A 13,848-nucleotide genomic window follows, 5' to 3' on the forward strand; every position below is an offset into this window, starting at 1 on the left:
TCTCCCCAAACTCTTTGGACTGACTGGTCAGTGCAAAAAGGTAGCCCGAACTTGCGATCGAAGCAAAACTCCAGGTCAGGCCGCGATCGGGGCCGATTGTCAGTGGGGGCCGTCACGATGGATACAGACGGCCACCGAGCCGTTACGAGACAGGAGGTTCTGTCATGGCCCACTCGTCCGCAGCAGCCGCCCCGCGACGCCGCGCAGACGGCCCTGCCCCCTCATCGACCGGTCCGGCGCAAGACGTCCACCCCGTTCTCCGGCGTGCCACGGCGCCGCCCGCCGCTCTCGACCTCCTCGCCCAGGCCCGCGCCGGCCTCGAAGAGGCGGCTGTTCTCGACGTGCCCAACGAGCGGTATGCCACCGCCCACCTCGCCGCGCTGCGCGCCGCGGCCGCCGTGCTCGCCGTCCGGGGGCGCCCCGAGCCCTCCCGGCGGCGCCGCGAGAAGATCCGCAGCGCCTGGGAGGTCCTCCCGGAGATCGCCCCCGAGCTGACCGAGTGGAGCGCGCTGTTCGCCTCCGGTGCCCGGCGCCGGGCCCGTGCGGAGGCGGGCATACCCGGTGCGGCGGGCCGGCGTGACGCGGACGATCTGCTGCGGGACGCGGCGATGTTCCTTCGCCTGGTGGAGCGGCTGCTGGTCCTCCAGCCCGTGCTGCCGCAGCCGCGCGGGGAGCGGCCGGAGGCGTGAGGGCGGTGCGGGCGGCGCGAGGCAATAGGGTGGTCGGGACCTATCACCTGCGCTGTTCACGCTCCGCCCCAAGCGGCGGCCCGTGCCGAGGAGTCAACTGCCGTGTCGGATCAGCTGCGCCCCCGCGCCTCCCTCCGTACCGCCGTGGTCTGGGAGGTCCTCAAGGACGCACTCGACCGTCAGGTCAAGGCGACCGGCAGGGACGCCCTGGACGTGCTGGACACCGGCGGCGGCACGGGTAACTTCGCGGTGCCGGTGGCCCGCCTCGGCCACCGGGTCACCGTCGTCGACCCCAGCCCCAACGCGCTCTTCGCGCTGGAGCGCCGCGCCGCGGAGGCCGGGGTGGCGGAGCGGGTCAACGGTGTCCAGGGCGACATCCTCGGCCTGTTCGACGTGGTCGGGCGCGGTGGCTACGACGCGGCGCTCTGCCACGGCGTCCTGGAGTACGTGGACGACCCCGCACAGGGCGTGCGCAACGCGGTGGACGCGCTCCGTCCGGGCGGCGCCCTCAGCCTGCTCGCCGCCGGACTGGGCGGCGCGGTCCTGGCCCGTGCGCTCGCCGGCCACTTCACCGAGGCCAGGCAGGCGCTCAGCGACCCGGCGGGCCGCTGGGGCGAGGGCGACCCGATGCCCCGGCGCTACACGGCCGAGCAGCTCACCGAGCTGGTCTCCGCGGCCGGTGCCGAGGTCGGCGCGGTGCACGGCGTACGCGTCTTCGCGGACCTCGTTCCCGGCGTCCTGGTGGACACCGAGCCCGGTGCGATGGAAGCCCTGCTGAAGCTGGAGACGGCGGCCGCGGAACTGCCGGCCTTCCATTCGGTGGCGACCCAGCTGCACGTTCTGGGTGCCAGGCAGGCCTGAGCCACCGGCCGGATCACGCTACTAGCGCGGCTGATCAGCAACGCAGCCGCAGACGGAGTACGGCCCAGCAGCCCCGATCAGCGCCTGAGCCCCGTATGATCGGAGGACACCATCCGGCATGACGGATCGGAGGTTGGGGAATCAACGCCTCAGCAGCTGAGCCGCCGTGGCGGCCCGGACTGGCTGATTGGCAATGAGGGCGGGTTTCACGGGGACGATTCCCTGCCTATCCTGGAAGGGCCGCATACCGGCCGCCCCCCGCGGCCGACGACGAGGAGGACTCCGTGCCGCTCTCGGAGCACGAGCAGCGAATGCTCGAGCAAATGGAGCGAGCGCTGTACGCCGAAGATCCCAAGTTCGCGACAGCGCTTGAGGGAAGCGGGCTGCGTACGTACACCCGGCGACGGGTCTACCAGGCAGTTGCTGGCTTCCTGGTGGGTATCGCGCTCCTCATGGCCGGAATGGTCGCCCAGCAGATCTGGATCAGCGTGGTGGGGTTCCTCGTCATGCTCGGCTGTGCGGTGCTCGCGGTCACGGGCTGGCGCAAAGCGCCCAAGCCCGGTGAGCAACAGACGGCCGGGACCGGAGGCGGGGGCGAGCGCCGACAGCCCAAACAACGCCGGACCGTGATGAATCGGATCGAGCAACGGTGGCAGCGCCGCCGCGATGAGCAGGGCCAGTAAGCGCTTCGAACACTTATGGGTGAGGGGCGGTCGCATTTCTGCGGCCGCCCCTCACACGTGTATCCGCACACCCGTGTCCGCCCAGGGAGAACACGCGTGTCCGCCCGTGGAGAACACCCGGCCCGTCCGGGCCGCCGGTCAGCCTTCCCGACCGGCGGCCCCGACGGTGTCAGCCCTCCTGGCCGGCGGCCCCGACGGTGTCAGCCCTCCTGGCCGGACGGGCGCCGTGACCAGCCGGGCCGCCGCAGCCACGCCGGGCGCCGGGGCAGGTGCCACCGCGCGGTCAGGGCCGCCCGGCGCTCCGAGGCCGCCCACATCACCCGTACGGCCGAGCGCGGTGCCACGGTCGCGCGGAACCGGAGCAGCCCGCCGACGGAGGCCCGCAGCGCGGCCCGTACCGCCCGCACGTCCTCGGAGAGCCCCGTCTCGGGCCGCGGCTCCGGTGCGTAGAGCACCTGCTCCACCGCGCCCGCCACCCGGTGCACCGCCTCGGCACCTTCGGTGTCGAGCCGCCCCAGCCGTACGAGGCGCTCCGCCGCCTTGCGCGGGGTCAGGGACTCGTCCGGGACGATGCCGTGGTCCCACGCCGTATCGGTGATCTCCCGCCAGGCGGCCAGCGTTCTGGCGGTGACGTCACCCGGCGTACGCCCGGCGGAGAAGCTCAGCCTGCGGGCCCGTGCCCGGATCCGCCAGAGCATCGGCAGCAGCGGCAGCAGCAGTACAAGCACCACCAGCAGGGTCACGCCGGCCACCGTGCCGGCCGGCGTCCCCGAATCCGTCGGACCCACCGCTCCCGGCGCCACCGTGTTGCCGCACTCGCCCTGCTTGCGCTCCTGCGCCGGGCAGCTCTCCGAGGCGGACGGGGCGACCGGCGTGGCGGCCGACGCGCCCGCCTCCGGGCGGTCGGGACCGGCCGGATCACCGGAGGGGGCGTCCGGCAGGGTGTACGAAGGCGCGGTGCCACGCGTCGGCGTCGGCTCGAACCGGGTCCAGCCCACGCCCTCGAAGAACAGCTCCGGCCAGGCGTGCGCATCGCGCAGCCCGACCGAGACCGAACCGTCCGGCTGCGTGGTCCCCGGAGTGAAGCCGATGGCGACCCTGGCGGGAATTCCGAGCGTCCGGGCCATCGCGGCCATCGTGAAGGAGAAGTGGACGCAGAAGCCCTCCTTGTCCTTCAGGAAGCGGCCGATCGCCGCGCTGCCGGTGCCGGAGTTCACCGAGGTGTTGTAGGTGAACCCGCCCTCGGAGGCGAAGTAGTCCTGGAGCTTCACCGCCTGCTCGTAGGGGTTTCCGGCGCCCCGCGTCACCTTCTCCGCCGTCTCCTTGACCACCTTCGGCAGCGAGCCGGGCACCCGGGTGTACTCGCGCTGGAGAGCGGCCGGGGCCGGTCCCGCGTTGGCCAGCTGGTCCGACGTCGGCTGCACGACCAGGCTGGACACCTGGTACTGCGCCCCCTGGGTCGTCTCCCCGCCGTCGCCGACGAGGGTGCGCCCCTCTGACTCGTACCGCCAGTGCCCGCCGACCCGGACCTCGGTCGCCGGATAGGGCAGCGGCAGATACGTCTGCCGGTACGAACTGGACGCGGAGATGTTCGAGCTGATCTCCGTGACCGCGACCTCCGGGGACAGCCCCCCGGGGCTCGGCAGCCGCTTCGGCACGTCCTTCAGCCGACGGGTCGAGGCCCGCCACTCGTTGCCGTTGAACTGGTCCAGCGCCAGGATCCGCAGGTAGAAGTCCTGCGGGCTGTTCGAGTTGGTGCGGTACGAGATCACCTGCCGGTTCTCCGGCTGGTTGAGGTTGTTCTGAAGGGAGACCAGCGGGTTCACCGCGGAGATGGTGCCGCCACCGCCCCCCTTGCCGTTGCCCGCCCCGGAACCGGACAGCAGACCGCCGTCCAGGGCGGGCAGCGCCGCGGGAACGACCAGCGCGATGCCCAGGGCCAGCGCCCCGATGCGGCGCCCCGTGCGCACCGGGGCGAGCGCTCCGCCGCCCGTGAGGCCGCCACCGGCCGGACCTCGGCCGGGCCCGGCCGCACCGGCGAAGACCCGGCCCCACTGCGAGAGCCGGTCGCGCCCCTCGCCCAGCAGCAGAAGCAGATAGCCGAAGGCGGCGAGGAGGAACCACAGCCAGTCCGCACCGCCGTCCGACAGCCCGGCCGCGACGGAGTACAGGGCCAGCAGCGGGAGCCCGGCCGGGGCGGCGCTGCGGAACGTCACCGCCAGCACGTCCACCGCCAGACCGACCAGCAGCACACCGCCCACCAGCATCAGCCGGATGCCCGCCGTGGCCGGAGCCGGAATCGCGTACCGGCTGACGTCATCGGCACCCTCCGACAGCAGATCCGAGAGCAGCACCACGGTCTGCGGCCCCGGCAGGAACCCCGCCAGCGCCTGCTCCCTGGCGAACGCCACGGTGAGCAGCATCAGCGTGACCAGCAGCTGCACGGCGACGGTCAGCAGCCGGGGCAGCGGCACCCGGCGGCCGAGCGCCCCCACCCCGCACTGGATGGCCAGCAGGAACGCGGCCTGCACCATCCAGCTGACCGGGTCGACCAGCGGCAGCATCGAACACGCCGCCATCAGCGTCGCCGCATAGGCGCACAGCGCCAGCCGACCACGACCGCTCATGCCCGTCCCCTCATGACCAACCACCGGAGAAACCTGTCGTACCGCCCGTAGAACCGCCCACGGCCGCGGACTGCGTGAGCGAACCGAGATGGCTCGCCTGCTGCCACAGCCCGGCGAGGCCGCTGCCGGGCTTCACCGCGACCGCCGTCCACCCCGACTCGCGCAGCAGTCGCAGCCGCTGCTCGGACGCCTCCTCCGTGGCGGGCGACTCGCCGTGCACCCAGGCGGCGCTGTCCAGCACGAAGGCGACGGCGCCACCGCTGCGCTGCCGCATCCGGGCGGCCACCGCCGCCTGCTCCTCGTCCAGTTCGCCCAGGAAGGCGATCAGCAGGCCCTCGTTGCCGCCGCGCAGCACGTCGTACGCCCGGGAGAGGCCGCCCCCGTCGGAGTTGTCCACCTCGGCGAGGGTGTCCATCATCAGCCCGGCCGCGGCCGCCGGATCCTGGCCCGAGCCGGAGAATCCGCCCGCCCCCTCGACCGGGAGCACGCTGCCCTCGTCCGTCAGGAGCCGGACGGAGAAGCCCCGTTCCAGCATGTGCATCAGCGCGGAGGCGGCCCCGGACACCGCCCACTCGAACGCGGAGTCGGGCCCCGTTCCCTGGTAGGCGATCTGCCGGGTGTCCAGCAGCACCGTGCATCTGGCCCGCTGCGGCTGCTCCTCGCGGCGCACCATCAGCTCGCCGTAGCGCGCGGTCGAACGCCAGTGGACGCGGCGCAGGTCGTCGCCGTGCCGGTAGCCGCGCGGAATCACGTCGTCCTCACCGGCCAGCGCCAGCGACCGCTGCCGCCCCTCGCCGTACCCGGAGGACTCGCCCGCCAGCCGCACCGGCGGCAGCGGTTCGGTCCGGGGGATGACGACGAGGGAGTCGTACGCGGTGAACGAACGCGTCAGCTCGCACATCCCGAACGGATCGCTCAGCCGCAGCTGCAACGGGCCGAGCGGATAGCGCCCCCGCAGATCGGACCGCACCCGGTAGGACACCTCGCGCCGGCCGCCCGCCTCCACCCGGTCCAGGACGAAGCGGGGCCGGGGGCCGAGCACGTACGGCACCCGGTCCTGGAGCATCAGCAGGCCGGTGGGCAGCCGCGAGATGTTGTCCATCCTCAGGTGGACCCGTGCCTCCGTGCCCGCGGCCACCCGGGACGGCGAGAGCCGCCGGGTCCCCGCGACCCGGTACCGGGTCCGGAAGAGCACCCCCACACAGACCAGCGGCAGCACGGCGAGCAGCAGTCCGACCCGCAGCAGATCCCCCTGGCCCAGCACGTACGCGCAGACCGCGGCGGCGATACCGGCGGCGAGGAAGGACCGGCCCCGGGTCGTCAGCCCGCTCAGAGCGGCTCGCAGACCCCCCTTGTCGTCGCCGTCGTCCATCGCCGCGGGCCCCCCGGCGCTCATCAGAGCCGCCGTACGCCGGGCTGCTGCCGGGTGTCGTACGAGGCGGCAGGGCGATGCGGCGGGGACGGGACGGACGCGCCGCCCGCGGCGGTCGGCACCGGTGTCTGCTGGAGGATCTCCAGCACGACCTGCTCCGCGGTACGGCGGTTGAGCTGGGCCTGAGCGGTGGGCAGCAGCCGGTGTGCGAGCACCGCGACCGCCAGCCCCTGGACGTCGTCCGGCAGGCAGTAGTCCCGTCCGCTCAGCGCCGCGGTGGCCTTCGCCGCGCGCAGCAGGTGCAGGGTGGCACGCGGCGAGGCGCCGAGTCTGAGATCGGCGTGGCCGCGGGTGGCCCCGACGAGCTGCACCGCGTACCGGCGGACCGCGTCCGCGACATGGACCGTGCGCACGGCCTCGATCAGCTTCGCGATGTCGTGTGCGTGCGCCACCGGCTGGAGGTCGTCCAGGGGCGAGACGCCGCCGTGCACATCGAGCATCTGGAGCTCGGCCTCCGGGCTGGGGTAGCCGATCGACACCCTGGCCATGAACCGGTCGCGCTGGGCCTCCGGCAGCGGATACGTGCCCTCCATCTCGACCGGGTTCTGGGTGGCCACGACCATGAACGGGTCGGGCAGCTCGTAGGAGTGCCCGTCGATCGTGACCTGGCGCTCCTCCATCGACTCCAGCAGCGCGGACTGGGTCTTGGGCGAGGCGCGGTTGATCTCGTCGCCGATCACGATCTGGGCGAAGATCGCACCCGGTTTGAACTCGAACTCGCGGCGCTGCTGGTCGAAGATGGAGACCCCGGTGATGTCGGAGGGCAGCAGGTCCGGTGTGAACTGGATGCGCCGCACCGAGCAGTCGATGGACCGCGCCAGCGCCTTGGCCAGCATGGTCTTGCCGACACCGGGAACATCCTCGATCAGCAGATGCCCCTCCGCGAGCAGCACGGTCAGCGAAAGCCGTACGACCTCAGGCTTGCCCTCGATCACACTCTCCACCGACCTGCGCACCCGCTCCGCTGTGGTGGTCAGATCTGTGAGGCTCGCTCGATCGTCATAGGTCGTCACCCGGCCCTCCTCGGCCCTGCCCCACGCTCACCAGGAGCACGGGATTCCCCAGTCACGGTCCGGTGCTCCTGTACGGCCCGGCCCACCCCGAAATGCGGACACCCCGCCGGACGATGTCCGACGTGGTGTCACACCCGCATTCTTGTTGCCGTTACCGCTTCGTGTCACTCGCCTGTGGATAACAAGGGTCGATATGTCGGGTTGGGTGGGTTTTTCGATGCCCGAAAGGGTCTTTCCTGAGGTCAGGAAGCCGGAAGGATCTCGCGCAGCAGACCGGTGGTCACGTCGAACACAAAGCCCCGGACGTCATCCTTGTGCAGCAGGAACGGCGAGGTGCGGACGCGCTGGATCGACTGCCGGACGTCCTGGTCCGCGTCGGTGTAGGCCTCCACGGCCCAGACCGGGCGCTGGCCGACCTCGCCCTCCAGCTCCTGGCGGAACTCCTCGGTGATCGACTCCATGCCGCAGTTCGTGTGGTGGATCAGAATCACGCTGCGGGTGCCGAGGGCCCGCTGGCTGATGGTCAGCGAGCGGATCACGTCATCGGTGACCACTCCGCCCGCGTTGCGGATGGTGTGACAGTCACCGAGCGCCAGGCCGAGCGCCTTGTGCAGGTCGAGGCGGGCGTCCATGCAGGCGACGACGGCGACGCGCAGCACCGGCTTGGCGTCCATGCCCGGATCGGTGAACTCGGCGGCGTACTCGGTGTTCGCACCGACCAGGCGGTCGGTGACCGTACCGCCGGAGTTGGCCCGGCCTGCGGCGGGAGCGGACGGCTCGGCGGGGGAATGCGCGGAAATCGACATGGACAAGACGTTAGCCCGGCCCGGCCGCTCCGGCGTGGCGTGGAAGCGGACAAAGAACGTCAACGGTGTTTGTTGTGAGGTAACCCACAAGCCTCACTCCAGGTCACCCGGCCGGGTGAACAAAGGGACGGCCGACGCGCTGCCGGGTTGATTGATCGGGAATCGATCGAATGGCAGGGTGGAGCAGGACCGGCTGCCGGTCGGTCTAAAGTGACGGGAAGTTACCGACACCCTGCACATTCCGAAGTTTCCCCGTGTGCGCGGCGTACGTACGGCCCGGCCCTCTCCCGCTCGCCGGTCGGCTGACGCCCCTTCCCCGGCGCCGGCGGACCTCCCCTTCGCGAGCGGGCGGGGACCAGGCCGTACGTGCCGCCACCCGGGACCTGAGCCTGAGAGGGCGCATGAGCCAGACCCGACACGTCCCGGTGATGCTCCAGCGGTGCCTGGACCTGTTGGCCCCGGCTCTGGAGGCACCGGGGCCGCAGCAGCCCGTGGTCGTCGACTGCACGCTGGGCCTCGGCGGACACAGCGAGGCGCTGCTCTCGGCCTTCCCCACGGCACGGCTGATCGCGCTGGACCGGGACAAGGAGGCGCTGCGCCTCTCGGGTGAGCGGCTCGCCCCCTACGGCGACCGCGCCACCCTGGTGCACGCCGTCTACGACGAACTGCCCGAGGTGCTCGACCGGCTCGGCGTCCCCGAGGTCCAGGGCATCCTGTTCGACCTCGGCGTCTCCTCCATGCAGCTGGACGAGGCGGACCGGGGGTTCGCGTACGCCCAGGACGCCCCGCTCGACATGCGCATGGACCAGACGACCGGCATGGGCGCCGCCGAGGTCCTCAACACCTACCCGCCCGGCGAACTGGTCCGGATCCTGCGGGCGTACGGCGAGGAGAAGCAGGCCAAGCGGATCGTCTCCGCCGTCGTCCGCGAGCGCGAGAAGGAACCCTTCAGCAACAGCGCCCGGCTCGTCGAGCTGATCCGCGACTCGCTGCCGCAGGCCGCCAAGCGCACCGGTGGCAACCCCGCCAAACGCACCTTCCAGGCCCTGCGCATCGAGGTCAACGGCGAACTGACGGTGCTGGAACGGGCGATCCCGGCCGCCGTGCGGAGCCTCGCCGTCGGCGGGCGCATCGCCGTCCTCTCGTACCACTCGCTGGAGGACCGGCTGGTCAAGCAGGTGCTCGCGGCGGGCGCCGCCAACACCGCTCCGGCCGGGCTGCCCGTCGTCCCCGAGCGCTACCAGCCCCGGCTGAAGCTGCTCACCCGGGGCGCGGAGCTGCCCACGGAGGAGGAGGTCGCGGAGAACCGGCGCGCCGCCCCCGCCCGGCTGCGAGGCGCCCAGCGGATCAGGGCGGAGGAGCGATGAGCCCCCGGAACCCCGGCGGGCCGACACGGCCGAGGGACGGGGCGGTGCGGTGAGCGGAGCGGCCGGGCAGTTGAAGGGGCGTGCCGCACGGCTCACCCGGCTGATGCCGGCCGGGCCGAGCAAGGCCGCCCGGACCCCCTTCGTCCTGCTGGTCGTCCTGCTCCTGGGCGGCGGCCTGATCACCCTGCTCGTGCTCAACTCCGCGCTCAACGAAGGATCGTTCCGGCTGAGCGAGCTGAAGAAGCGCACCACGGACCTCACCGACGAGCAGCAGGCGCTCCAGCGCGACGTCGACAGCTCCGCCGAACCCGACGCGCTCGCCCGCCGGGCCCGGGAGCTGGGCATGGTCCCCGGCGGCAGCCCCGTCTTCCTCGGCCCCGACGGCAGGGTCCGGGGCGTGCCCTCCACCGCCACCTCGGAACCGGCCCCCGCACCCCCGCAGAAGACCACCGCGCCGCCGCCGCCCCCCGCGAGCCCGGCGGCCCCCTCCGGTTCGCCCGCGTCCGGCGGCCCCACCCCGTCGGGCAGCGCGGCCACCGGGCCGAGCACCTCCGCCGCCGGCCCCGGCGCGGCCGCGCCGAGCACCCCGGCGGCCCCGCGTACCCAGGCAGACCAGCCCTCATCGAGCCCCGGCAGGTGACGCAGTGCCCTCCAAGGAACCCCCGCGCCGCCGGGTCCCCGGCCCGGCGCGCCCCCGTGGCGGGGCGCCCCGATCCGGCCGTCCCCGCCCCGACGCGCGACGGCGGCCCGCGCCCGCCGCGCGCCGGCCGGCCCCGCGCGCCCGCTCCGGCCGCACGCTGCGGCTCGGCAGCCCGCGCCCCCGGCTCCGGCTGGTCAGCCTCGCCCTGACGCTCGTCATGATCGCGTTCGTCGTCCGGCTCCTCCAGGTCCAGGCCGTCGACGCCAACGCGTACGCCGCCAAGGCGGACAAGAACCGCTACCTCAGCTACACCGTCGCCGCCGAGCGCGGCGAGATCACCGACCGCAGCGGCATCGCGCTGGCCACCAGCGTCGACGCGTACGACATCACCGCCGACCCCAAGATGTTCACCCCGGCCGACAGCAAGGCCCCGGACGCACCCCAGCAGGCGGCCGCCCTGCTCGCGCCCATCCTCGGCGCCGACGCGGCCGAGCTGACCAAGAAGCTCGCGAAGCCGAAGAGCCGCTACACGGTGCTCGCCCGCCGGCAGACCCCGCAGGTCTGGAAGCAGATCAAGGACCTCAAGTCGGTCTTCGCGGAGAAGGCCTCCAAGGACAAGGCGGCCGGCGGCCCAGGAGCCAATGTGCTCGCCGGTGTCTTCCAGGAGGCGACCACCAAACGGGTCTACCCCAACGGCGGCCTCGCCGCCGGGATACTGGGTTACGTCAACGCGGAGGGCAAGGGCGCGGGCGGCCTCGAATCGCAGCTGGACAAGGAGCTGGCGGGCGAGGACGGCACGATCAAGTACGCCCAGTCCGGCGGCCGCCGGGTGCCCACCGCGGGCACCAAGGAGGTCCCTGCCGTCGCGGGCTCCGACATCGAGCTGACCATCGACCGCGACATCCAGTGGGCGGCCCAGAAGGCCATCTCCGAACAGGTGAAGAAGTCCAAGGCCGACCGGGGCTACGTCGTCGTCCAGAACACCCGGACCGGCGAGGTGCTCGCCATGGCCAACGCCCCCGGATTCGACCCCAACGACCTCTCGCAGGCCGACGCGGCGTCCCTGGGCAACGCCGCGCTCCAGGACGTGTACGAGCCCGGCTCCACCAGCAAGGTCATGTCCATGGCCGCGGTACTGGAGGAGGGGGCTGCCACCCCCGGCACCCACGTCACCGTCCCCAACCGGCTGCACCGCGGCGACCGGCTCTTCAAGGACGACATCGACCACCCCACCTGGTACCTGACGCTCAACGGCGTACTCGCCAAGTCCAGCAACATCGGCACCATCCTGGCCGCCGGACAGCTCGGCAAGACGCAGGCCCAGGCCAACAAGACGCTCTACTCCTACCTGCGCAAATTTGGCATCGGCTCACCGACCGGACTCGGCTACCCGGGTGAGACCCCCGGCATCCTCGCCAAGCCGCAGGACTGGTCGACCTCGCAGCAGTACACGATCCCGTTCGGCCAGGGACTCTCGCTCAACGCCATGCAGGCCGCCTCGATCTACTCCACGATCGCCAACGGCGGGGTCCGGATCGCACCCACCCTGGTCCGCGGCACCAAGGGGGCCGACGGCCGCTTCACCACCGCCGACGCCCCCGAGCAGACCCGGGTGGTCAGCGAGAAGACGGCGAAGACACTGGCGAAGATGCTGGAGTCGGTCGTCGGCGACCAGGAGGGCACCGGAACCCAGGCCAAGATCCCCGGCTACCGCGTCGCGGGCAAGACCGGTACGGCCAACCGGGTCGATCCGGTACGCGGCGGCTACCACGGCTACACCGCCTCCTTCGCCGGTTTCGCCCCCGCCGACAACCCTCAGATCACCGTCTACTGTGCGATCCAGAACCCCACCAAGGGCGGCTACTTCGGCGGCCAGATCTGCGGGCCCATCTACAAGCAGGTCATGGAATTCGCGCTCAAGACCCTTCAGACCGCACCATCCGGCAGCGAGCCGGCCAGGCTGCCGGTGTCCTTCAAACCCGGCGAGTGAACTCGGGGAGACCCTCCAGTGACAACCATCACCCCTGATCCCGGGAACCGGAACGGGAACCACCACGACCCCAACCCCTCACTTCGCGAGAGGCCGGGTGCTCCCGGTACGCTCACCGCCGTGTCCCACGCTGAACAGTCCCGAACCACCCAGAAGGACGCCCCTGTGAACTACCCGGGAGCGCCCCGCCCGGATCGGCTGCGGCCGACCTCCATTGCCGATCTGGCCACCCGGCTGGGAGTCGAACCGCCGGGCACCGGCGAAGTCACCGGCATCACCCACGACTCCAGGGCCGTACGCCCCGGAGACGTGTACGCGGCCCTGCCCGGCGCCCGCCTGCACGGCGCCGACTTCACCGCCCAGGCGGCCGGCCTCGGCGCCGCCGCCATCCTCACCGACCCGGCGGGCGCCGAACGCGCCGCCGCCACCGGGCTCCCGGTGCTGGTCGTCGAGGACCCGCGCGGCCGGATGGGCGAACTCGCCGCCGAGATCTACGGGCACCCCGGCACAGACCTGCTCCAGATCGGCATCACCGGGACCTCCGGCAAGACCACCACCGCCTACCTCGTCGAGGGCGGCTTCCGCGGCGCCGGCCGCAGCACGGGCCTGATCGGCACCGTGGAGATGCGGATCGGCGACGAACGCATCAAGTCGGAGCGGACCACGCCGGAGGCCACCGACCTGCAGGCCCTGTTCGCCGTCATGCGCGAGCGCGGCGCCGACGCGGTGACCATGGAGGTCTCCAGCCACGCCCTGGTGCTCGGCCGGGTCGACGGCTGCGTCTTCGACGTCGCCGTCTTCAACAACCTCAGCCCGGAGCACATGGAGTTCCACTCCGGCATGGAGGACTACTTCCAGGCCAAGGCGCGGCTGTTCACCCCGCAGCGCAGCAGGCAGGGCGTCGTCAACTTCGACGACGAGTACGGCCGCAGGCTGATCACCGAGGCGTCCGTCCCGATCACCACCTTCTCCGCGGAGGGCCACCCGGACGCCGACTGGCGGGCCGAGGACGTCGAGGTCGGCCAGCTCGGCTCCACCTTCACGGTCGTCGGCCCCAAGGACGAACGGGCCACCGCCAAGGCTCCGCTGCCCGGACCGTTCAACGTCGCCAACACCCTGGCCGCGATCGTCACCCTCGCCGTCGCGGGCATCGACCCGCAGATCGCGGCCGACGGTGTCGCCGCCGTGCCCGGAGTGCCCGGCCGGCTTGAGCGGATCGACGCCGGACAGCCGTATCTCGCGCTCGTCGACTACGCGCACAAGACCGACGCCGTCGAATCGGTGCTCCGCTCCCTCCAGAAGGTCACGGAGGGCAAGCTGCACATCGTCCTCGGCTGCGGCGGCGACCGCGACACCACCAAGCGCGGCCCGATGGGAGCGGCCGCGGCCCGGCTCGCCGACACCGCCGTGCTGACCTCCGACAACCCCCGCTCGGAGGACCCCCTCGGCATCCTGGCCGCCATGCTCGCGGGCGCCGCCGAAGTGCCCGTGCACGAACGCGGTGACGTCCTGGTCGACGCCGACCGGGCCGCCGCCATCGCCGCCGCGGTCGGCCGGGCCGGCCCCGGCGACACCGTGATCGTCGCGGGCAAGGGCCACGAGCAGGGCCAGGACATCCACGGCGTCGTGCGCCCCTTCGACGACCGGGTGGTCCTGCGCGAGGCCATCGAGCGGTCCATGGGACACGAGAGCGCCGCCCACCGCGCCCCCACCCACGAGAACAACAGTCAGGGATGACCA

The 13,848-nt window shown here is 72.4% G+C and carries 11 protein-coding genes; 7 read left to right on the forward strand and 4 right to left on the reverse strand.

Going from position 1 to position 13,848, the window contains the following annotated elements; translation table 11 throughout:
- Positions 1-164: 164 nt before the first annotated feature.
- From ACFVQ0_RS21850 to ACFVQ0_RS21860, 3 genes are all read left to right on the forward strand, one after another.
- Positions 165-689 (forward strand): SAV_6107 family HEPN domain-containing protein, encoded by a 525-nt coding sequence (locus tag ACFVQ0_RS21850; RefSeq protein ID WP_390090383.1) that lies wholly within the window; start codon positions 165-167, stop codon positions 687-689.
- 102 nt (positions 690-791) lie between these two features.
- Complete coding sequence (locus tag ACFVQ0_RS21855; RefSeq protein WP_390090385.1) at positions 792-1,550, forward strand: class I SAM-dependent methyltransferase; 759 nt, start codon at positions 792-794, stop codon at positions 1,548-1,550.
- A 284-nt stretch (positions 1,551-1,834) separates the two neighbouring features.
- Complete coding sequence (locus tag ACFVQ0_RS21860; RefSeq protein ID WP_024493487.1) at positions 1,835-2,233, forward strand: DUF3040 domain-containing protein; 399 nt, start codon at positions 1,835-1,837, stop codon at positions 2,231-2,233.
- Positions 2,234-2,433: 200 nt separating this feature from the next.
- Here ACFVQ0_RS21860 and ACFVQ0_RS21865 read toward each other — a convergent pair whose 3' ends face one another.
- From ACFVQ0_RS21865 to ACFVQ0_RS21880, 4 genes are all read right to left on the reverse strand, one after another.
- The gene (locus ACFVQ0_RS21865; protein ID WP_390090387.1) at positions 2,434-4,860 is read right to left on the reverse strand and encodes a DUF3488 and DUF4129 domain-containing transglutaminase family protein; all 2,427 of its coding nucleotides are present in this window, start codon (positions 4,858-4,860) and stop codon (positions 2,434-2,436) included.
- Positions 4,861-4,870: 10 nt separating this feature from the next.
- Positions 4,871-6,256: a DUF58 domain-containing protein gene (locus ACFVQ0_RS21870; RefSeq protein WP_390090389.1), complete on the reverse strand. Its 1,386-nt coding sequence runs from the start codon at positions 6,254-6,256 to the stop codon at positions 4,871-4,873.
- Entirely contained in the window at positions 6,256-7,305 is a 1,050-nt protein-coding gene (locus ACFVQ0_RS21875; protein WP_390090391.1) for an AAA family ATPase, read from the reverse strand. Before ACFVQ0_RS21875 ends, ACFVQ0_RS21870 begins: the two co-directional genes overlap by 1 nt.
- Before the next feature lie 242 nt (positions 7,306-7,547).
- On the reverse strand, positions 7,548-8,111 hold the full coding sequence (locus ACFVQ0_RS21880) for a beta-class carbonic anhydrase (RefSeq protein WP_390090393.1): 564 nt from the start codon (positions 8,109-8,111) through the stop codon (positions 7,548-7,550).
- Positions 8,112-8,512: 401 nt separating this feature from the next.
- Between ACFVQ0_RS21880 and rsmH the strand changes: the two genes are divergently transcribed.
- Genes rsmH through ACFVQ0_RS21900 form a run of 4 tightly spaced genes read left to right on the forward strand, consistent with a single transcriptional unit; the run spans position 8,513 to position 13,845 of the window.
- On the forward strand, positions 8,513-9,478 hold the full coding sequence (rsmH, locus tag ACFVQ0_RS21885) for a 16S rRNA (cytosine(1402)-N(4))-methyltransferase RsmH (RefSeq protein ID WP_390090395.1): 966 nt from the start codon (positions 8,513-8,515) through the stop codon (positions 9,476-9,478).
- A gap of 49 nt (positions 9,479-9,527) precedes the next feature.
- Positions 9,528-10,118, forward strand: a complete 591-nt coding sequence (locus ACFVQ0_RS21890) for a hypothetical protein (protein WP_390090397.1) — start codon at positions 9,528-9,530, stop codon at positions 10,116-10,118.
- A gap of 4 nt (positions 10,119-10,122) precedes the next feature.
- Positions 10,123-12,108, forward strand: a complete 1,986-nt coding sequence (locus ACFVQ0_RS21895; RefSeq protein WP_390090399.1) for a peptidoglycan D,D-transpeptidase FtsI family protein — start codon at positions 10,123-10,125, stop codon at positions 12,106-12,108.
- Between the two features lie 18 nt (positions 12,109-12,126).
- A complete protein-coding gene (locus ACFVQ0_RS21900; protein WP_390090401.1) occupies positions 12,127-13,845 on the forward strand; it encodes a UDP-N-acetylmuramoyl-L-alanyl-D-glutamate--2,6-diaminopimelate ligase in 1,719 nt (572 codons plus the stop codon).
- The last annotated feature ends 3 nt before the right edge of the window (positions 13,846-13,848 follow it).

It is taken from the genome of Streptomyces sp. NPDC057900, assembly GCF_042887885.1.
Classification (GTDB): Bacteria; Actinomycetota; Actinomycetes; order Streptomycetales; family Streptomycetaceae; genus Streptomyces.